Source organism: Endozoicomonas sp. G2_1, assembly GCF_017744155.1.
GTDB lineage: Bacteria > Pseudomonadota > Gammaproteobacteria > Enterobacterales > Alteromonadaceae > JAGHQT01.
Genome location: NZ_JAGHQT010000010.1, coordinates 13,702 through 35,107, shown reverse-complemented (window position 1 = coordinate 35,107; position 21,406 = coordinate 13,702). Strand labels below are relative to the sequence as shown.

The 21,406-nt window shown below is 43.1% G+C and carries 12 protein-coding genes and 1 tRNA gene; 6 read left to right on the top strand and 7 right to left on the bottom strand.

Annotation, left to right across the window (positions count from 1 at the left end; genetic code table 11):
- Positions 1-89: 89 nt before the first annotated feature.
- Positions 90-1,556 (bottom strand): imelysin family protein, encoded by a 1,467-nt coding sequence (locus tag J7384_RS12400; protein WP_209114478.1) that lies wholly within the window; start codon positions 1,554-1,556, stop codon positions 90-92.
- Positions 1,557-1,829: 273 nt separating this feature from the next.
- Here J7384_RS12400 and J7384_RS12395 point away from each other — a divergent pair, with 273 nt between their 5' ends.
- A complete protein-coding gene (locus J7384_RS12395) occupies positions 1,830-3,263 on the top strand; it encodes a sigma 54-interacting transcriptional regulator (protein WP_209114476.1) in 1,434 nt (477 codons plus the stop codon).
- 236 nt (positions 3,264-3,499) lie between these two features.
- Positions 3,500-4,885, top strand: a complete 1,386-nt coding sequence (ccoG, locus tag J7384_RS12390) for a cytochrome c oxidase accessory protein CcoG (RefSeq protein WP_209114474.1) — start codon at positions 3,500-3,502, stop codon at positions 4,883-4,885.
- Between the two features lie 123 nt (positions 4,886-5,008).
- On the opposite strand, the gene J7384_RS19715 is transcribed toward ccoG, so the two are convergent.
- The 3 genes from J7384_RS19715 to J7384_RS12375 all read right to left on the bottom strand — a co-directional run bounded on the left by J7384_RS19715 (position 5,009) and on the right by J7384_RS12375 (position 10,423).
- The gene (locus J7384_RS19715; RefSeq protein ID WP_209114472.1) at positions 5,009-6,019 is read right to left on the bottom strand and encodes a GGDEF domain-containing protein; all 1,011 of its coding nucleotides are present in this window, start codon (positions 6,017-6,019) and stop codon (positions 5,009-5,011) included.
- A gap of 129 nt (positions 6,020-6,148) precedes the next feature.
- Entirely contained in the window at positions 6,149-9,286 is a 3,138-nt protein-coding gene (locus J7384_RS12380) for an efflux RND transporter permease subunit (RefSeq protein ID WP_209114470.1), read from the bottom strand.
- Positions 9,287-9,289: 3 nt separating this feature from the next.
- Positions 9,290-10,423 (bottom strand): efflux RND transporter periplasmic adaptor subunit, encoded by a 1,134-nt coding sequence (locus J7384_RS12375; protein WP_209114468.1) that lies wholly within the window; start codon positions 10,421-10,423, stop codon positions 9,290-9,292.
- Positions 10,424-10,897: 474 nt separating this feature from the next.
- Here J7384_RS12375 and J7384_RS12370 point away from each other — a divergent pair, with 474 nt between their 5' ends.
- The 4 genes from J7384_RS12370 to J7384_RS12355 all read left to right on the top strand — a co-directional run bounded on the left by J7384_RS12370 (position 10,898) and on the right by J7384_RS12355 (position 16,010).
- A complete protein-coding gene (locus J7384_RS12370; protein WP_209114466.1) occupies positions 10,898-12,601 on the top strand; it encodes an ABC transporter transmembrane domain-containing protein in 1,704 nt (567 codons plus the stop codon).
- 2 nt (positions 12,602-12,603) lie between these two features.
- On the top strand, positions 12,604-13,629 hold the full coding sequence (locus J7384_RS12365; protein ID WP_209114464.1) for an HlyD family efflux transporter periplasmic adaptor subunit: 1,026 nt from the start codon (positions 12,604-12,606) through the stop codon (positions 13,627-13,629).
- Complete coding sequence (locus J7384_RS12360; protein ID WP_209114462.1) at positions 13,619-15,073, top strand: TolC family protein; 1,455 nt, start codon at positions 13,619-13,621, stop codon at positions 15,071-15,073. The genes J7384_RS12365 and J7384_RS12360 overlap by 11 nt, the downstream gene beginning before the upstream one ends.
- A gap of 448 nt (positions 15,074-15,521) precedes the next feature.
- Positions 15,522-16,010: a helix-turn-helix transcriptional regulator gene (locus tag J7384_RS12355; RefSeq protein ID WP_209114461.1), complete on the top strand. Its 489-nt coding sequence runs from the start codon at positions 15,522-15,524 to the stop codon at positions 16,008-16,010.
- Positions 16,011-16,312: 302 nt separating this feature from the next.
- On the opposite strand, the gene J7384_RS12350 is transcribed toward J7384_RS12355, so the two are convergent.
- From J7384_RS12350 to J7384_RS12340, 3 genes are all read right to left on the bottom strand, one after another.
- On the bottom strand, positions 16,313-19,912 hold the full coding sequence (locus J7384_RS12350; RefSeq protein WP_209114459.1) for an ABC transporter permease subunit: 3,600 nt from the start codon (positions 19,910-19,912) through the stop codon (positions 16,313-16,315).
- A gap of 14 nt (positions 19,913-19,926) precedes the next feature.
- Complete coding sequence (locus tag J7384_RS12345; RefSeq protein ID WP_209114458.1) at positions 19,927-20,829, bottom strand: ABC transporter ATP-binding protein; 903 nt, start codon at positions 20,827-20,829, stop codon at positions 19,927-19,929.
- Positions 20,830-21,226: 397 nt separating this feature from the next.
- Positions 21,227-21,303 (bottom strand) — tRNA-Ile (locus J7384_RS12340).
- Positions 21,304-21,406 lie beyond the last annotated feature (103 nt).

Sequence of the window (21,406 nt, the reverse complement as noted above, 5' to 3'; positions counted from 1 at the left end):
ATAGGGCTGCGTCGCCCTATTTGATGGTTTTTGTGAAACATTGATTTGATGAATTTATTTCATCAATTTATGTCATCAACTAAGCCACATTATTGTGGGCAGTTACCAACACCAGTTTCGGTGCCTTCACATGCGTCAATGGCTGGTAAGCCAAGTTCACTGACAACATTTTCAATTGATTCAGTTTGCGTTTCTAAGCTAGCAATTACAGCGTTAACTGCTGCGTTACCTTCAGTGTTAGATGTTTGAATCAAGTTGTCGAACGGCATACCGCCAAGTGCTTTGTCAGAGATAACTGACGCTTTTACCATAGTGTCTTCAAGTGCTGCACGTAAGGTGTTAGCAAGTGCTGGTTGGTTTTGTACCACCAAGTAATCTTGTAGTGATGCACCGTTAACGATTTCACCGTTAACACGGGTGTAGCTACCGATGAATGTGTTTTGAACACCCTTGGCATTTAAGAAAATATCGCGGTGCGTGTTATCGGCAAAACACGAGTGCTCATCTTCTTGTGAGTTATCGCGCAACGCAATTCTCATGCGCTCGCCAGCTAGTTCACCTAAGCTCAAACTGCCCATGCCGTCTAGCATTTTTCTCAATGAAACATCGCCACCAGCAACGAAGCTTGCATAGTGGTTACCAGAAACACCTGGCTGCCATGCGTTAACAACGCGTTGTAGGTCATCGACCAACAACTCTGAAGCGGCTAACAAGTATTCGCCGCGACGCTTACAGCTGCCGAATGCATCACCGTCAACAGCTTGTGCTGCAGTAGCGCGACCCGCTGTACAAATTAGACCGTCAGTTGCGTTGCCATCAGCAGCACTTCTGAAGTAATCAGATACTGGACGTTGACCGCCACTCATGTCACGAGGACCGTTACCGCTTAAATCAGCGTTTAAATCTTGGCCCCATAGTAAAAATTCAATTGCGTGGTAGCCCGTTGTAACATTGGCTTCATCACCTTGGTTTTCAAAGAAGCTTTCGATGGTCGCTTTGTTGATGGTTGGTGCAACGGTATTGTTGAAAATAATACCGCCTGCGATAGTACCAGCATCAGCAGTTGCAACGCCGTCAACTTCAGTCGCTACGTAATCGATAATTGATTCAGCTAATGGCCATGCGTTGATGCGACCTTCTGGGCCGTCACCGTCTTGACCAATAGTGCCATTGTCTTGTAGCGCGTCGATTGGGCCTGCGCGGAAACGGTAAACTTCAGTTTGACCGTATGGTTCACGAGCAGCTAACCATGCTTCGCGAGCAGCTTTCATGTTGTCGGTAGTCGGGTTGTTAACAAACGTTTCTAACACTTGGTGCATTTCGCGAGCAGTGATCAGTGAATCACTGTAGGCAGCGTAAGCAATGTTAGCATTAGTTTTTACAACGTCGTCACGAGTAACGAGGTTGCTAACACCATTCGTGCCGTTTGTACCTGCCGGGCCTGCTGCGCCAGCTGGACCTGCAGCACCTGCTGGGCCTGTTGCGCCGTCGTCACCGTCACATGCAGCTAGTGAAAGCGCCATTAAGCTTGCTAAAGCAATTTTACTTAGTTTCATGGTTAATCCCATTTAATTTGTGTGGTTATTATCGAACTGTAATAGATTAAATAAAAATTAATCAGATCGCAAACGATAATTATTGTTATTTACGATGTTTTTGGCGATAACATGATCAATATCAAAAATCTGTCGAAATCCAGTTAAATCAAGATATGTAGACTGGTCGACAAGATAAATAGGTCTTTGCCTATTATGTCTATCGGGGCTAATGCAATAGGTTGGTACATGTGATAACTTAGGGCGCGATATATCGTGCTTTAGCTGAGGTTGATGAAAATGAGTATTGTTGAACGCTTTTTGGCTGATCCCTATTTGCTGTTAAACGCAGTAGGTGAAGGGATTTATGGCTTTGATTTGCAAGGAAATGCTGTTTTTATTAACCCAGCCGCAGAACAAATGACTGGCTGGCAAAACGACGAATTGCTCGGACAGAATATTCATCAATATCATCATCACAGCCATGCTGATGGTACGCCTTATCCTGCCTGTGACTGCAAAATTTATGCAACTCTAAAAGATGGCAAAGTAAGAAAAGTCAACGATGAAGTATTTTGGCGCAAAGATGGCTCTAGCTTTCCGGTTGAGTACACAACTGCTCCGGTATATCGTGAGGATGAATTAATTGGTGCAGTCGCGATATTTCGCGATGTCAGCTCGCAAAGGCAGACTGAATCGGCACTTCGAACCGCACTCGCCGATAACCAACAATTGACTCAGCAATTACAAGCAGAAAACACCTATTTGCAAAGCGAAATTCAGCAAGAATGGCTAGAAACAGGGTTGGTTGGTAAAAGTTTAGTATTCCAGCAAATGTTGGAACAACTCGATTTAGTCGCCAAGACCGACAGTACCGTGCTTATTTTAGGCGAAAATGGCACCGGTAAAGAGCTGATCGCCCGCAATATTCACAACCGAAGTTTGCGTCAGCAATCAACCATGGTACGAGTCAACTGTGCTGCATTTTCGGCGAACTTGTTGGAGTCAGAGCTTTTTGGTCACGAAAAAGGCGCATTTACTGGGGCAACCGAAACTCGCAAAGGGCGCTTTGAGTTAGCGAATAATGGCACCTTATTCTTAGATGAAATAGGTGAGCTTTCTCTATCGGCACAAAGTAAGTTGTTGCGGGTTATTCAGGAGCAAGAGTTTGAGCGAGTTGGAGGGAGTAAGACGATTAAGGTCAATATTCGTCTGATCACTGCAACCAACAAAGACTTAGCTGCCATGGTAGAGCGTGGCGAATTTCGCATGGACTTGTATTACCGTTTGAACGTGTTTCCAATTAAAGCGCCGGCATTAAGGGACCGAATAGAAGATTTGCCATTAATTGCTGAGGTGATTATCAACAAGCTCAACCAAAAGCTCGGTAAAAATATTCAGGCAATTAACAACAAGAGTTTAGTCAAACTTAGTCAATATCAGTGGCCGGGCAATATTCGAGAGCTGCAAAATATACTAGAGCGAGAAGTGATTTTGGCCAAAGGCGCTGTGCTTGATATAAAACAGAGCTTAGCCAAGCAGTCGAGCGGCAATAGAGCGAGTGCTATTACGCTTTTGGCTGAAGCAGAAAAACACCATATTATCAGTGTATTAAAGCAATGCCGCTGGCGTATTGGTGGCGTGCAAGGTGCGGCAAAATTATTGGGTTTACCAGACAGTACTTTGCGATCGAAAATGAAGAAGCTCAATATTGAGCGTCCGGTATAGCGTTAACGGCTCTACTTTAATAATTTATTACGATAAAAAGGCACGATATATCACGTAGTCGCGATATATCGTGCTTTTTTATTCCTGCTTATATCCTTGCCTTTCCAATATAACTCTTATTATTCAATATGTTACTGCTTGGTTTGTTGTTGGTATACAGCTTGCTATTGCGCGAGTGTCTGTAGATGTCCTCGTGCAAGTGTTGTCATCTGATTTTCTCCGCTTGGAAGTAACCTATGAAATTCGATATTGAAGCTGAAAACCTGATTATTAAACCCTATAAAGACGATAACGGTATTTATGTCCGAAAGCAAAAGGGCAAATTCCAAAAAATTCGAGCCAACGTAGGTTGGATTTTGATGGCATTATTCGTTGTTATTCCGTGGTTTAGGTATCAGGGAGAGCAAGCTATTTTGCTCGACATTGCCAATCAGCAGTTTACCTTTTTTAGCGTCACTCTATTCCCGCAAGATTTTCCTATCTTGGCATGGCTGTTTATCGTTGGAGCTTTTTTACTATTCTTCTTTACCACTTGGCTTGGTCGAGTCTGGTGCGGTTATATGTGTCCGCAAACGGTTTGGTCATTTATCTATATTTGGTTTGAAGAAAAGTTTGAAGGTACACGCAACCAGCGGATCAAACTCGATCAACAACCTTGGTCATTCGACAAGCTCAAGAAAAAAGCCCTTAAACACGGTGCTTGGTTAACGATTGCCTTTCTTACTTCGCTGACTTTTATGAGCTACTTTATACCGGTTACCGAGCTATATGCTGGCTTAGCAAGCTTTACTTGGAGTGGTTTAGTGTGGTTTTGGATTGGTTTATTTACCTTGTGTACTTATGGCAATGCCGGCTTCCTACGAGAAAAAATGTGTATTTACATGTGCCCATACTCGCGCTTTCAATCGGCGATGTTTGACAAAAATACCTTGTTAGTTGCTTATGATAAGGCTCGCGGTGAAAATCGCGGTCGTCGTAAGCGTAATGCTGACCCTAAAGCATTAAACCTAGGTGATTGTGTTGATTGTAATTTGTGTGTTGAAGTTTGCCCGGTTGGTATCGATATTCGCAATGGCTTACAGTATGAGTGCATTAACTGTGGAGCGTGTGCGGATGCTTGTAACCAAACCATGGAAAAATTTGGTTATCAGCCCGACCTAATTAGCTACACCAGTGAAAATGCGCTAAAAGGTAAAAAAGAGCATTTATTGAGACCTAAAATTCTGGGCTATGGTGCACTATCAATCGCTTTTGTTTCTGCAATGGTCGTATTTTTAGCAACTAGAGTGCCGCTAGAATTATCAGTATTACGCGATAGAAATGCGCTTTATCGTGAGAATTTTCAAGGTGATATTGAAAACACTTATACTTTGAACATAACCAATAAGTCGCAACAGGACCGAGTATATCGTTTATCGGTGACTGGTTTGAAAGACCTTGAACTTAACGTTGAACAGCCAGTGACGGTTAAAGCACGTGAAATGCTAACGCTGCCGGTGACGATAACAGCACCTGATGGCGTGATGGAGCAGTCGGTGATGCCGATTAGGATCCACATTAATGCGCTAGAGCAAAACGATATTAGTTTGACTAAAGACACGAGCTTTTACGGGCACAGATAAGTAGGTAACTAAATAAAAAGTTTGACGGGATAAGGCTGATATTGAGTGCTGAGCTTACTATCAGCCTTTTTACAGCGCTCTGTATTAGTTATGGCTGTTAAGCTTGAATGATACTTGACTAGACTATTGGATAATACAGTTCTTACCTTGTGCTTTGCCCTGATAGAGCAGTTTATCTGCAGACAATAACAAGTTTGATAACGATTGATTTTTGATACCAGACACTAAGCCGGCACTAATGGTAATGTGAATACTCTTGCCTTGATAAGAGAAATTACAGTCCGCTATATTTTTGCGAAGCGTCTGTGCTTTTTCAACACTCTCCGTTTTCTCACCTTCGATAATTAGTAGGAATTCTTCACCACCAATCCTAAATATATTCTTGTGAGGAAAGAATTTGCTAAATAGTTGGCTGATCTTTATCAGAATATGATCACCGCCTTCATGGCCATAGGTGTCGTTGATTGATTTAAAGTTATCAATATCCAATAACAAGATACTGTATTGAGTATCTAAGCTTTGAAAGTGAGAAAAGCTAGATTTAAGTGCCAGTCGGTTGTAGCACTTGGTTAGTGGATCCGTTAGGGCAAATTCGGTTAATTGTCTTTCGTTTTGTACTCTCACCTTCTCGTAAACACTGGCAAGCCCAAGTATAATTAAGTAAGGCAGTATTAAATTGGGTAAACCAGCATTCCAAGCGCGGTCAAAAACGGTAATATTGTTATCAATACTCAAAGATGTTGCTACCGCTAACATAACAATGGACACAGCGGTGCCGTGTAATCTACTGAGTAGAAACAAGCTCAGAACTGGAAAGGCATACCACCATTGAATAACGGTGCTACCCGCGGGAAAGGTATATAGGGCCAAACTAATTAGACCACCGTAGGCGTAACTGATTAGAACAGCAAACCAAGGTTTTTTTTGTCGTTTAACTGTTTTGTAGGCGACATAAGCGAAAATGCCAGAAGTAAGAAATTCGGCAATAATAACGGTATTGATGTTTTGGTAGCCAAGTAAAATGTTATTAATTGCCATCGCTAGTGCTGCTAGCGCTAGCATTGCGCTCAAGGCAATAAGAACGCCATCGCGGGAACGTTCGTTACCTAAATCTATCCTGATTTTATCTGCCACGAGTTCCTAATCCGAGAAATAATTAGCGTGAGCGGCCAATACTACCACCTAATTACAGTGAAAAGAATATTGCTAATTGGTACTAAGTGACAGCGGCTAGGCATTAACTTAGTACCTTATTTTGTGTACTTATTGTTGCGAAAGTTTACTTGTCGGTGACAACAAAGCCATTAATAACGCAGGTAAGAACGTTAAGCTCAGCAGCGTTGAAACCAATATACCGCTTAATACGATAATACCAACCCCGCGATAAAGTTCAGTACCTTCTCCGGGAATAAGTACCAAAGGAGCTAAGCCAAAAATAGTGGTCGCAGTTGACATTAATATGGGTTTTAAGCGCTTTTGCAGTGCTTGCTCTATGGCGTCTTTTACCGTCATATCGGCTTCAAGTAAGCTGCGCCTAGTTTGATCAACAATCAGTATTGGGTTATTAACCACAGTACCGAGTAAAATTAAAAAGCCGAGCATGGTAATCATATCGAATGGTTGATGAAAACTGGCAATACCAATGCTGTTAAGACCAGCGTTAATACCATTGACTAAGACTAAACCGAGTAAACCGCCCGCCATGCCCAGCGGTACTGTCGCGAGAATAAATAGTGGATAACGCCAGTGGCTGAATATCGCGACTAATATCAAATAAATCAGCGCTAGCGCGATGACAAAATTACTCGATAACGCTTCTTTCGTTGCCTCGAGTTGGTCAGCGGCGCCACTAATACTCACTTTTATCCCTTGGGCAATTTGGCCTTGTTGCCAAAGTTGAGGTAATAATTGTTGCCTTACCATAGTTTCTGCGGTTTCTAGCGCGAGATCTCGGGGCGGAATAATATAAACAGTCACGGTGCGATTGCTATCCACTCGACGAATACTGTCGCTGTTTTTACTTTCAACTAAGTCTGCAAGTGCATTGAGCGGCAGTATCTGATTGTTACTGGTTAACATTGGCGAGTCTGCCAGTTGCCCCAAAGTTTGTTGGTTACCGGCATCGCTAAATAAGAAAATATCGATTTTATCGTCGTTTAAAATAAACTCGTCAACATAAGCGCCGTCGCTCATTGCGGCAATGGCGTAGTTGAATTCGTTACTGCTCATATTGAGTTCAGCTAAACGCTCCCAGCGAGGTTTTATTTGAATTAGCGGCTGATTAAGCGTCAGTGAGCGCGGATCCGAATTTATTTGTGGGTTGTCGAATAGTTGATTAGCGCCTTGATAGACCGCTTCGGCAGCCTTGTATAACTCAACAATATCGCTACCGGCGATATCAACTGCGACCGCACGGGTACCGCCATCGTTGCTCGAGATAATAGAGCCACGCGCCGAAAACGCACGCATTTCAGGATAGCTTTTAAACTTGTCGGTAATGGCGGTCATCATGGCATTGATGTTTGCTGGATCAACTGGCGCACTTAAAAACCAAATGCGGCCAACCGATACCGACATCGAGTAATATGCCAGCGGCGGCATATTGTCTTGTCCGCTGTCAAAGCTCGCCGAATCTGCGTTGATGTAATCGCCAAAGTATTCACGAAGTTCGACACCTATTTTTTTCATCTCTGACAGGTTGTAGTTTGGCGGCGCAATCATCATAGAAAACGCTTTTGGTTCTTCACCTTCGGGCAAGTATTCGGCTGCTGGCATCAGGTAATAAGCCAGTCCCAAAATACCAATAACAAAGGCTGCGGTGTACATTCTTGCGCGTTGCTGACTTTGGGTGAAAAACGACGATAGTTTTAACCAACGTTGCGAGAGTTGAAAGTGCTTACTTTGAGCGACCGCAGACTTTTTACCAAAGTGGGCAAGCGCTGCCGGAATCACTAAAATGGCCACCAACATTGATGCAATGATTGCCCCTGAAATGGCGATGGCGATATCTGAGTACAGTTGTCCCGCTTCTTGAACAACAAATAAGATGGGTGCGAATACCAACACAGTTGTGGTGGTAGAGGCCAATACTGCCGGCCACACTTCTTTAACTCCGCTAATCGCCGCTTGAATTTTGCTTAAGCCTTTTTGTCTGGCCTGCATTATCGCCTCAAGCACAACTATGGTGTTATCGACTGTCATGCCTATGGCAAAGGCGACGCCAGCAAGTGATATTACATTGATAGTACGGCCAAACGCCATCAAGGCGAGGAAGGCAAAAATGGTACAAATTGGAATACCAATAACACCAATTAAGGTCGCGCGGCCAGAACGCAAAAAGTAAAACATAACTAAGGTGGCGAGCAGTGCGCCAATGGCTAAGTTGGTCCACACGTTTTCCAACGAGCTTTTAACGTACTTCACATCGTCACTACTCAAGGTTAATTCAAGCCCGTTTTGTGCTAATAACTGCTGGTTGATATCAGCGACAATTGGCAGCAGTTGCTCTTTAATCGCCAACACGTTAGAGCCGCTTTCGCGACGTACCGATAAGCTTAAACTGCGCTGACCGTTGTAATAGGATTCGCCGCGGGTTTCAAAGTGGTCAAGCTCAACGCTGGCAACGTCTTTTAAGCGAATATTTGCTTGGCCTTGGCGTTCAATAATTAAGTTTTCAAGTTCGTCGAGTTGCTCAAAACGACCAACAACACGCATCAGGTAACGGCTCTTGCCGCTTTCAATATCTCCGGCAGACGCATCGCTATTACGCGCTCTTATCGCGCTTCTGACCTGAGTTAAACTGATGCCACGCTGAGCTAAACGAGCGGCATTAACTTTTATTTGAATTTGACGCTGGGCACCACCGCCAACGCGTACTTCCGAGACACCGGCAACGCTTTCCATTCGTGGCCGGATAAAGTCGTCGGCGAAATCTCTCAGTAAATCAACATCGAGTTCCATTGGATTGCCAGCAATAGGCCGTAAACTAAAATACATAAAAGCATTGCTAGAGAACGAGCTTGAAAACAGGCGCGGTTGGTCGACGTTTTCAGGATAAGCGGGCACTTGGCTAAGAGCATTGTTGACCCGAATAAGGGCGTCGTTAACATCGACGCCAAAAGGAAATTCAAGCTCAATGGTCGCTTCGCCCATTTCCGCATACGACAGCATCCGTTTTAGATTAGGCAGGCTGCGCAAATAACGCTCTTGCTCTATCAGTATTTCTTTTTCAACATCTTGCGGGGTCGCTCCTGACCAGCCAGTTTGTACTGTGATCGTTCGCACTTCCAAGTCAGGGATCATTTGTACCGGAATTTTGAAAGCGGCAACTAAGCCTAAAATACAACTGATAAGTACAATAACCGCAACGATGATGCCGCGTTTGACTGCTGCTTCAATCATCGTCTATTCCTTATTGCCAAGTGTTGCAGTGTTTGATGACTTGATTGTTAACGCCTGGCCATCGCGAAGCAGGGCAATTCCTGATGTAACATAAGCGTGTTCTGCTGGCGCACCTGTTACCGCGATTTGTTGTTCGCGCTTTTCTAGCACGTTAACGATAAAGCGCTTAGCTTGGTTGTTAACAACCGCAAAGACACTGCTGCCTCCGTCCGGGTGTTGTTTAAGCGCTTGCTCGGGTAACCAAATTACCGGTGTTTGGTTTTGCTGGTTGAGGCTAAATTGCAACTCTGCAGTTGCCGACATCCCGGGCACTAGCGCTGAAGTTTGCTCTTGTTGCTCACCTGATAAATCGATATGTACCAATAGTGTTCTACTTTGCTGGTTAGAAACCGCAACGAGTCGGCTAACGGTGCGAGTAAAACTGGTGGCACCGTTGAAATCTGGCGTAATTAAGGCGCTAACGGAGGCTTGCTCAGTATTTTGTCCTTGGTCATGAGTTAAGTACTGGTAATATTCCTGCGGCACTGCGAGCGCGAGTCGCAGCTTATCTTGCTCTACTAAGTTAAAAACAGAAGTTTGTTGGGTCACCCATTCACCAAGGTCAGCATTTCTACTGGCAATTATGCCGGCAAATGGCGCATACAGGGTATGTCGGTTAACTAATTCTGTTTGGCGTGCAAGGCTAGCTGTTTGTCTGGCTAATTCGGCATTTGCCGCAGCAACCGCCGCTTTGCGTTCGTTAATGAGTGTTTGGGCAACCACTTGCTGTTTCGAGAGCGCCAACACCTCTTGATAAAGGCGTTTTGCTTCCGCCAAGCTCACTTTACTACTGTCAACGCTGGCCTTTGTTTCAGCTAAAGTTAATTTAGCTAAGGTCGCATCTAGCGCGAGCAACTTTTGACCTTTACTGACTTTGTCGCCTACCTCTACAAATAACTGTTCAATAACACCTGCCTGCAAACTGGCTAAATCAGCATTTTGCGCAGCCTCAACCGTTCCCGTTAGTTTAAGCGTTTTAAACGCTGTACTGGGCTTTGGATAAAATACATCAACCGCGGTTGTATGTGCCGATAACGAGCTGGTGATAGATAAGCCAAAAATAAAACAGAGTTTGCGAACCGAGAGAGTTGTTAACATAGCGCTTTTTTATTGATAATGATTCTTGTTATTATATGGTTGTTGACGTTATACGAGCAACAGCAATTCATAGATTAGGTCATAGTCGCGAATAAACCCAGATTTATCGTTAATGTGCTCTATACTGGTTTAACACTTATTATCTTTTTGATTCGCTAATATTATTTCGGCATGAATAATATCTATGATGGTCTCTGAGTTCGGGGTGAATTGCATTTACCTTGATAAGTTTATCGATAAACTTAAACGCCGTTATTGACGTAATTCGAGCTTTTACTTAACTTTTTGTTATGTTTTTGAACAAAAAACTGTCTTATCATCGAAATTAACGAATAAAAACTGAATTGAAAAAGTTTTATTGTCAGATAAAACCGAATAGCTAAACAGTTTTTATGCGCTTTCTTTTTAAATAGTGTTCCATTACAGTTCGCACCGCATTATCGAGAACTATCGACTTTATATAGCAGGACCCTTATGGCTGAAACCAATACCGTTGAAGACTCCATTGATTTAAACCGAACCAGAAAATTACTCAAAGGCTTATTGAAGCCAGAAGCAGGCTTTTTTGGTGTTGTTATGGTTTATGGCGTAGCCATAGGTTTACTAACACTTGCCGTACCAATTGCGGTACAAACACTAATTAATACCATTGCCAATATTGCGTCGGTACGCGCGGTTACCATTCTCGCTATGGTGCTGTTTACCACGCTTTTTGTTTCTGGTGTTGTTAGTGCGTTGCGGATGCGAGTGATGGAGTATTACGAGCGCCGGATATACACAAGGCTTACTGCAGATTTAGGCTTGAGAACCATTCTCGCGCCCCATAGTTTTTTTGAAGGGCGCAAAAACAATGGTATTACTCAGCGTTACTTCGACATTATGATTTTGCAGAAAAATGTACCGAACCTGATGGTAGATGGCTTTGCCTTTATGCTGCAAATGTTGGTGGGGGTTACGTTAATTTCGTTTTACCACGAGGCTTTGTTGGCGTTCAATATGGTGCTGTTATTAGTGTTTTACTTTATTTATAAGCTTTGGGGTAACCGCGCTAAACGCACCGCGATTGAACTTTCGCACGCTAAATACAGCACGGCAAAGTGGTTGAGTGACATTGCCGCTGCTCACGAGTTTTTTAAGTCGAGTCGTCACGTTGATTACGCCGGTAAAACCACAGAAAAACATATTGACCATTATGTTGAAAAACACTCGTGTCACTTCGTTTATACCTTTTATCAATCAGTTGCCTTTTTGTTGTTGTACGCTTTGGCGAGTGCAGCGCTACTCGGCCTTGGCGGCTGGTTAGTGGTACAAGGGCAGTTGTCAATTGGTCAGTTAGTTGCCGCTGAACTTGTGATGTCGGGCATTTTCTTTGGTTTGTCGCGTTTTTCATACTATTTAAAGCTTTACTACGAGCTTTATGGTTCAGCTGACAAAATCGGTAAAGCTTTGGTTATTCCGCAAGAAGAAACCAACATGGCGGCGCGTCATCACGACGAGGATGACGGCTGTTTAGAATGCAAAGACTTGCTATTGAGCCACCTTGATCGCAAGTGCTATTTAAACTTACACATAGAGCAGGGTGCTAAGGTTTACGTGATGACCGAATCTAGCTGGATTCAGCGTCAGTTTATTCATTTGTTAAAGCTATTTAGGGAGCCTAAACAGGGCTGGATAAAGCTCGGTTCATTGGAGTTTTCTGATTACGACACCTTTGAACTTAGGCAAATGATCAGCATGGTTGACCGCTCATTAATTGTTGAATGTACGATTCAAGACTACCTGAGAATGTCTGCGCCACAGGCGACGATTGCCCAAATGAACCAAGCCTTGATTATGGTAGGTTTAGACCGGGTAATTGGTAACTTACCTGATGGCATTGAAACCCGAATGACGCCACTTGGTACGCCGTTGTTGCCGGCAGAGTTGCTGTTGCTGAAATTGGCCGCTGCTATTATTGCCAAGCCAAAAGTCGTCATTTTAAATCAACACTTTGACGCGATTCCACACGAGGAGCGCACGAGGCTTCTAGAAGTGATTGCTGATTTACCTTTTACCGTGCTCTATTTCACCACGCACCCCGAAGACAGTTGTTTTGACGGCGTGATAGAACTGGGTAAAGACTGCCAGACACCACTCGTTGCTAAAATCACTAATTCGCGCAAATCGGAGCAGGAGTAATCATGGGCTCAGTTGAAAGGCGTTACATGGAGAGCATTAGCTCTCTAAACAAGATTAAAGTACCAAAACCACACAAAGTGGCGGCGATACTATTGATTGTTATCACCATAGTTATTTTTGCGTTGTTGGCGTTAACGCCATGGGTACAAACCGCGCAAGGTTCGGGCGAAGTGAACACATTGGATCCTCGCGACCGAACTCAGGCAATTTCGGCGTTGGTTGATGGCCAAATACAAGAGTGGCATGTCCGTGAAGGTCAGCGAGTAAAAGCGGGAGACCCAATTGTCACGCTAATTGACCGCGACAAAGCGTTAGTAGAGCGTTTGCAATCACAATTAATGGCAGCAAAGCAGCGCCACCAAGCCAATTTGTCGGCAATCACGAAAGTAGAGAGCAACCTAGCGCGTCAAAAGGTGTTACTTGGCGAAGGTTTAGTATCGCAGCGTGATTTAGAAATGGTTGAAATTCGCCTCGACGATTTAATTGCTAAGGCCTCATCATCTGAGGCTAAAGTCAGTGAAATTAGCGTTTCGTTGGCTCGCCAATCCATTCAAACCAAAGTAGCACCACAAAATGGCACTATTTTGCGTTTAGTGTCTGCTGGTAATTCAACCTTTGTTAAATCGGGTGAAGTGTTGGCTTGGTTTATTCCTGACGGCGTTCAACGTTCAGTAGTAATGAAAGTGAGCGGTTTGGATGCACCATTAGTGATGAAAGGGCGCAAAGTACGGTTACAGTTTGAAGGTTGGCCAGTATTTCAGTTTAGCGGCGCACCAGATATCGCGTTAGGCACCTTTGGCGGTATTGTTGATTTCGTAGAGCCGGTGGCAGATCAGAATGGTCAATTCAATGTTTGGGTAAGCCCAGATCCAGACGATTACGGCTGGCCCAATGAAAATTACGTGAGACTTGGTAGCCGGGTTAAAGGTTGGGTGTTACTAGAAGAAGTGAAATTAGGTTATGAAATTTGGCGTCAGCTCAATAACTTCCCGCCCAAGCGCGCACAAGGAGCGGCAAATGCAAACTAGCGTTTTAGCGCATAAGGAGCTTAGTAAACCTAGATTGATCATCCGCGCTCGAGCACTTGCCATCGCAATAGCGATTACACCGGTGTTTTTGGTGCAAAGCTATGCCCAAGAAACCTTACAAGCGGCTGATATTATTGAGGCTATCAAGCACTTTCACCCGAAATTGCACGAAGTTGCCGCTAAGCGTAAACAGGTAAATTTGGAAGAGATTCGCTTAGCTGCCGCGTTTGATCCTGTGGTTAGTCAATCGACAATATTAAGGCCAAGTGGCTATTACGACGGCCAGTATATTGATCAAAAAGTGACTCAGCGCATTGCAGGGACTAGTGCTAAAGTTTTTGGTGGCTACCGCATTTCTGAGGGCAATTTTCCTGAGTACGAGGGCGAATTGCGAACCTTGTCAGCAGGTGAAGCAAACATTGGTATTGGTTTTTCACTGTTGCAAAATAGAGAGACCGACAAAGATCGTACGGCGCTAAAAAATGCGTTACTGGCGCAAGAAAACTGGCGTGCTCGCGAGCAAGCGGTACTCAATAACACCATTTACAAAGGGCTTTCGGCTTACTTAAACTGGTATCAAGCAAGTTTGCAGTTGCTTGTTGTTTCTGAGCTTGTTGAAGCTACTGAAGCGCGTTTAGCGGGGATTGAAACCCGAGTTGCCAATGGCGATTTAGCTAAAATAAACTTAACTGAGTTTAATGCGACCTTACTGAGCAGGCAGCTTAGTGAACAACGAGCCAAACGCGCATTGGCGCTGGCAAAACAAGAATTGGTTTTTTATTGGCGTGACCAGCACGGCAACATGCGAGATGTTGAAGACATTCCGGCACTGTCGGCAAGTGATATTCACTGGCCATTTTCTCTGCAAAGCCACAACGCAGAAGATTTGACTCAAAAAGTTTACCAACACCCAAATGTTAAGGTGCTCAAAGCCGAGATCGACCGCGCTCGCAACAATGAACGGTTATCTGCTGAGGGACTAAAACCCAAGCTCGATTTAGAGCTAAAACTAGCACGTGATGTTGGCAGTGGCAGCGACACGTTAACCGGCACCGAGGGCAAAATAGAGTTAGCGTTTTCAATGCCTCTTGGTGTGCGTGCAGCAAAAGCCAAACGCTCACAAGCTCGTGAAAAAATTAACGAGCTGAATTTTGCTTTGGTCAACTTAGTCAGCGAATTAGAGCGAGATGTACTGACCGCTCTAACGAGCTACAACTATGGGAAAACGGTATTAAAGCTCAACCAGCAACAAGCAGAAGTCGCCAACGAACTACTCAAACAGGAATTAACTCGCTTTAGAGTAGGTGACAGCGATTTGTTTGTTTTGAACAGCCGCGAAGCGTCAGCGATTCAAGCCAAACTTTCAGCTATTGCAGCTAGCGTTGATTTACTAAAATCAGAAATTCACGTGTTGCTGATTACTGGTACCTTGAATCAGGTATAGTTGTATCTGCAGCTGATAAGTTGAAATTAATACGCTACTAGTACCAAGTACGAAGTTTTTTCATCGCTAAAACGGGTTTCTTGAATTTAATTGTCGTAGTTTTGTTACGATTGAAGATAAAGCGGTTAACATTCGTGAAGTCAGCAAATATTTATTGGTTAGTATCTTTGCTGTTTTTGTTATGGCGGTTTTGAGTGGCTCAATTACTGTTTGCGAGTTTGTTTCATGTAAAAGTACTGACAGTTACTCCGGTCGCTAGACTCATATTTTAGCCAAGCTTTTTGTGCTGCTTAGGCGGGCGTTAGTTGCTTATGTAGCTTTCTCGAAGTAGTGTGTCATAGAACTGTCAGGTTAATGTCAGTAAAATGACCTGATATTGTCGGGACTGTCTCAGGTAATTGTAATTACTATGACCTTTCACTTTTAATTATGTATGTAAGGTCAAATTATGAGTAATGATGTGAAACTAAATAAAGGTAAAATTCAAAAACTAAGAGCGATTAAATGTTGGAGCCAAGAGGAACTAGCATCTGCTAGTAGCTTAAGTGTAAGAACTATTCAACGTATAGAAAAAAATGGCACAGCATCTCTAGAAACAACTAAGGCGTTAGCTTCTGTCTTTGATGTAACCCCAAATGAATTGCAAAGGCTCAGTAACATTGAAAATGTTACTTTTAGTTTTATATGCAAATATGCATGGCTTGTTGCGTTTGCTTTTTCAAGTGTTTTTTTTGGCCTATGGATCGTTGATATTCTAATACCAACATTAAAGGGGGCTGACTTTAATCAACAATATGAAATACATGGTAACTTTAGGTATCTTGATTTCGGTGGTATAAGTTTCTTTGTTGGTTTTTTATTTTTAGGCTTAAATGTTTCTATAGATTATATGAGCCGCAAAAGCTTAGTCAATAATTCAGCTAGTAACGGCAACTAACAACTGAATAAAGTGGAACTGCTAAAGGTTGACTTGGTTCCGCTTGTCTTTTATTTTGACGTTCAATAATAAGTAAGTGGCACCATTGCGGCTACTTGATTTGATTGAGTTCTATTGAACTTATCTAACCGCTCTCGTTAAAACTTATTTAGGTAACTTAATTATATAAAACTGCTTATAGAGCTATATTTTATTAAACTAAGTAGAAAGAACTTGTTAATTTTATATGAACTAAAATTTTGTGAGGCGCCAATTTGATAGGCGTCTCACATTTTTAAGACGTTTAGACTATTACTTACGTCTTACTCTTTCATGAGCATAGACTCGCTATTTGCTGCAGCTAACACTTTTACCGGTACAGCGATGATATTGTCATTTGAGTTGCGATCAATCAGCTTATTGTAGGGATCAATACCAGCATGAGTTGGTATCTTATCAACAATTATCTCAATCGTTTGCGTAGTAGCAGTTACCAGATGTTTAGTAAGATAAGTCACATTTTCATCGGCAAATCTGCTATCAGCGGGACTAGCTGTGAAAATACCAATATCAATCATATCGTTGAGGCTAAGTGAAGTTTCGGTGCCTTCCTCGTCTGCTTCATATTTTGCCGCTTCAATAATGAGTTCAACCTGATACTTCCCGTCATCCAACGCCACCACGTCAACCTCTAGGGTTTTCAAATCAAAGAGGGTAATGCGTTCAAACAAGTCTGTGATTAATTGATCATGTTCAGGTGCCTCTTCACGCAACAGCCGCAGCAGATCTAGTGATGTTGCATAAGGTTCAGACGAAAAGCCGAGCTCTTTCACGAGGCGTGACAGTGCGCGGTTTACGATTTGTTCGCCGAGATAGTCTCTAAGCGCATACATGACAACAGAGCCTTTGCGGTAATGGATGTAATTTTGGTTCTCTGTGCGGTAAAGTGGCAATTCGCCTTCTGGATCATTAGCTCGGCCAGATAAATAGCGATCCAGCTCGTATTTTAAGAACTTACGCATCTGGTTTTTGCCGTATTTCTTTTCCATGACAAGCAGCGCACTATATTGCGCCAGTGTCTCCAACATCATTGAGCCACCTTGCGTATTAGCTGGCATTACTTGATGTGCCCACCACTGATGTGCCACTTCGTGCGAGGTTACATAATACGCTAGATCAATGGCCTCTTCGTCAGTAAGGTCCGCAATAAAGCCAATACCTTCCGAGTAAGGCACTGTGTTTGGGAAAGCCTCGGCAAAACGTCGGTATGCCGGAAACTCAACAATACGCAATTGCTTGTGTTGATATGGACTGAACGCTTTGGAGAAATAAGCAATGCTGTCTTTTACACTTTCGACCATCCGCGAGATATTGTAGGTATGTGGCGCGTGGTGATAAACCTCAATTGCTATACCGTTCCAATCCTCACGGACAACCTCATAATCAGCAGATAGGTAAGAATAGTAATTTTGAATTGGCGCATCCATTTTATAGTGGTAATAGTTACGGCCTTCTTCCTGCCATTCTCGCTGTAAATACCCCGGCGCAATCGCGATTTGACTACCAACGGTGGAAACTGTCGTTTCAAAGGTGACGAAGTCACTGTCTTGGCGAATAAAACTGTTACCGTACTGACTTTTATCTTCAAGCTTTGGCGTGCGTGGCAGAGGCTCTAGCTCATGTCGCCGTCGGCTATTGCGGTCTTGCAACATAGCATTATGTGAGAAGCCAATATGAGGGGCGATATCATTGTTGTTAATGAAAGTACCGTTGCGTACTAAGTTGACGCTATTGCGCGTGTGGGTAAACCCCCTTTGCTCTATGCTTACATCAAAAGTTAGCTCACGGGTGTCACCTGGCTGCATTTGTGAGCTAAGCGCAAAGATATAGTAGTTATATCGCTTGTCCACCATCTCGATATCAGCATTTTGAATAGCGATACTATTGATGTTCAAACCAACAGGAAAAACAAGATGCACCTGCTCAATTGCGCTATCGGTTTTATTCTCAAGTAAGTGGTAGCCTCTAGTTTCTACTCGGCCTTTGTGGGGGTAGAGATCGACATCCATTTTTACCGCGACGGTTCGTGGTTGTGGAAGGTTCTGATACTGGCGGAAACGCGCTTCATATTCGACCTGAAGTTGTTCAATATCGTCAGCAGTAAGATATTCATTGAGTATATTCGTGTTGTAGAAAATGAAACTCCCGGTACCGACAAAACCAAATAGTGAAATGACGGCGATAGTTGCGGCGACTGGCTGCTTGAATGCGGTTAATCGCCGTATACGCAAGCTTAATGGTTGCAAAGTACCTCGGTTCCATAGCATATAGCTCATCATCACTAATAAAACGGCTAAAAACGACCAGTAAGCCTTTAACCAAAAATCCGCTTCAATATAACGGCCAGATCCGTTTAGATCCGATAATGGTGTTGGAATGTTTGATGCGTAAAAATAAAGCGGATGTTCAAAACCAAATTGGCTAAGAATAAGCGTAGCAATTAGGTAGACGACCATGACCATCATACCGACGAAGCGGTTTTTTAGAATCACTTGGACAAATATAGCTAAAACGCTAGCCAGTAAAAATGGATAAATGAAGTGAGCAAAGCCTCGATTAAAATAGAGGCTCATATCAATTGAGTCGGCTCCGCCCATGAGCTGTACCATAATTCCCATGACAATGCCGATCACCAAAACAATCGCAAGAACAAGTGCCAATGCGATCATTTTACTGGCAACAAAGACCAAGCTAGGTACTGGCGTTGCGTCAATGATTTCATGGATACCGTTTTTGCGTTCCCGCCAAATAATGTCGGCACTGTAGAAGATAATCAGAACAAGAAACGCGAGGGCTAATCCTTGTATACCTTGTACCATCAACCGTGTTATTGGCAATGCGTCTAGGCCAAAGCCGATGTTGCGATTCAGTAGTGCTGATATCACAAGGAAGAAGGTGAAGCCAACAATTACCAAAAAGGGGGCACTTTTTATTACAGCACTAATTTCGAACTTGGTTCGCATGATAAATTGAGCATAAGAGCTACTATCTGGTGCTATGCGAGGAGCCTTTAACACAATAGGTTTTGAATTTGTGTTGTTATTTGCTTTTTCGGTTTTTATTCCAGCCGGCGAACGGAATGAAAACAAAGTATAAGATGCTATGAGAAGCACCACAGAGATCCCTCCCCAAATTAACCGATTGAGCAGAATAGTTCCCTCAACTGGCATGAGACGTGTGTTGCGTTCTATTGCTGTCCAGTAACGAGTAGCTTCCGTTAAACCTCTGGACAGGAATGGATCCATCATCGCCATAGTGTCGCGAAATTCAGGATCGTTGAAGTATCGAGATGCGATGAAGTAGGCAACCAGTAACCCCATGGTCGCCAAATAGGTAGACATGACGCTGCGGGTTAATGTTGCAATTGCAAAGACAATGGTGCTGAACACCAGCATGGAAGAGCCTACAAGAATAGTATAACTATAGAGGTAATGATAAAGGTTCGTTGGTGCCAGTGTTTCTGGATCAACGGACGGCCAGAAAGTGCCGATCAGCATTCCAAGAGGTGTCGCTGCCATTGCGACAAACATAGCGGTAAATGCGCCGAGAAATCTACCAAAAATATAGGCAGGCTTGGTGATGGGAGTGGAAAAAATAATCCCATCCATTTTGTGCTCGTGATCTTTGAGAATAGCATTGGCGATATAAGCCGGAACCACAAAAATGACGAAGATATTCATGGTAATCAACGTTTCCATGATGGCAAATGGTGAGTTTGCGTTTACATTACCACCTGCGCCAATTTGTATATTGTCGCTGACCATAGCGAAGAAAGTTAATAGAAAGAAAATTGCAAAGGCCACAAAAGTTTGTGGTGAGCGCAACATATACCTAAATTCATTCCATGCAATATTGAGTAACATGATGATTCCCTCGTTTATACCGCTAGACGTTGTGGTATTTGCATATTGCGACGCGCTTGGAAAAGTGTTGCGAAATATACATCCTCAAGATCGGGTTCTCTATTGGTAAAGTCATTGTCTGGTTTGTCGTCACTCATGACATGAATGATTGTTTGCCCTGCAGATAGGCGAGATGAAATAACCGTATTATTGTTTTTGTAATGTGATAATTCGTTGCGCGCAATTGCTTTGCGCCAGATTTTGCCGCGAATACCATCAATTAATGTTTGCGGTTTACCACCAGCAACTATTTGTCCACCGACAATAATCACCATATTTGGACAAAGGTCTGCCACATCTTCGACAATATGAGTCGAGAGGATGACCACCACATTCTCACCGATTTCTGCGAGTAGGTTGTGAAAGCGGTTGCGTTCTTCTGGGTCAAGACCAGCGGTTGGTTCATCGACAATAATGAGCTTTGGATCGCCAATCAACGCTTGTGCTATGCCAAAACGCTGGCGCATGCCACCTGAATAGGTACTGAGTTTCTTTTTACGCACATCAAATAAATTGGTCTGATTTAACAGTCCTTCAACGACTTCCTTACGCTGTTTTCGATTACTAATGCCTTTTAATATAGCCATGTGATCTAACATCTCATAAGCTGAAACTCGAGGATAAACACCAAAATCTTGTGGCAAATAACCGAGTTGACTGCGCAAGTGATCGGGGTTTGTTAATGTATCAACACCATTAAATGTAATACTGCCGCTAGAGGGCTGCTGCAACGTTGCAATAGTGCGCATTAAGCTTGATTTCCCAGCGCCATTTGGCCCCAGAAGACCAAACATACCATTGGGAATTTCTAAGTTAATTCTATTAAGGGCCTTTACGCCGTTTGGATAGGTATGACTAAGGTTTTTGATGGATAACATACAATTTTCTCTGCTGTTTTTTATTGTCATTGTTGTCTTTCAGCTGATTGGATTCCTAGATTGATGAAGGGTAATACTTTCATCAAAGCTCATAGCTAAAGTCTAATAACAGCATCATATGTACCATTTTTATCTTATTGATTTTTAATGTTTTTATTTTTATTTATACAATTGATGGGAGAATCAGTAGTCAAATTGAATAATTAGTGAGTATTTAAACTAATCCCACAGATTTAAGTTTGTCTGATGTTTAATACTAGTAGGAATTTTATTGAATTTTCAATGTATTAGCCGTTGATGGAGTAGATTACTAAGGTGGCTAGAGTTCTTTAAAATGATAGAAGAAGCAACATCAAGTTAATTTGTTTTAAGACAATTTGGTGAAAGAGGTGAAAAATGGTGGCCCCTCCCAGACTTGAACTGGGGACCTACCGATTATGAGTCGGGTGCTCTAACCAACTGAGCTAAAGGGCCATTTTAAATGCTGAGTTGATGCGTTACTTTGAATAAGTAAGCGACAATCAAGCTCTGAAAGCGGGGGGCAGTATAAGCAAATTTTATTTTGTTGTCACCCTTT

Excerpts from the sequence above, each read along its gene's own strand:
- J7384_RS12355 (WP_209114461.1), top strand. The coding sequence starts at position 15,522 with ATGAGTAATGATGTGAAACTAAATAAAGGTAAAATTCAAAAACTAAGA.
- J7384_RS12360 (WP_209114462.1), top strand. The coding sequence starts at position 13,619 with ATGCAAACTAGCGTTTTAGCGCATAAGGAGCTTAGTAAACCTAGATTG.
- J7384_RS12370 (WP_209114466.1), top strand. The coding sequence starts at position 10,898 with ATGGCTGAAACCAATACCGTTGAAGACTCCATTGATTTAAACCGAACC.
- J7384_RS12345 (WP_209114458.1), bottom strand. The coding sequence starts at position 20,829 with ATGTTATCCATCAAAAACCTTAGTCATACCTATCCAAACGGCGTAAAG.
- J7384_RS12380 (WP_209114470.1), bottom strand. The coding sequence starts at position 9,286 with ATGATTGAAGCAGCAGTCAAACGCGGCATCATCGTTGCGGTTATTGTA.
- J7384_RS12350 (WP_209114459.1), bottom strand. The coding sequence starts at position 19,912 with ATGTTACTCAATATTGCATGGAATGAATTTAGGTATATGTTGCGCTCA.
- J7384_RS12395 (WP_209114476.1), top strand. The coding sequence starts at position 1,830 with ATGAAAATGAGTATTGTTGAACGCTTTTTGGCTGATCCCTATTTGCTG.
- J7384_RS12365 (WP_209114464.1), top strand. The coding sequence starts at position 12,604 with ATGGGCTCAGTTGAAAGGCGTTACATGGAGAGCATTAGCTCTCTAAAC.
- J7384_RS12375 (WP_209114468.1), bottom strand. The coding sequence starts at position 10,423 with ATGTTAACAACTCTCTCGGTTCGCAAACTCTGTTTTATTTTTGGCTTA.
- ccoG (WP_209114474.1), top strand. The coding sequence starts at position 3,500 with ATGAAATTCGATATTGAAGCTGAAAACCTGATTATTAAACCCTATAAA.
- J7384_RS12400 (WP_209114478.1), bottom strand. The coding sequence starts at position 1,556 with ATGAAACTAAGTAAAATTGCTTTAGCAAGCTTAATGGCGCTTTCACTA.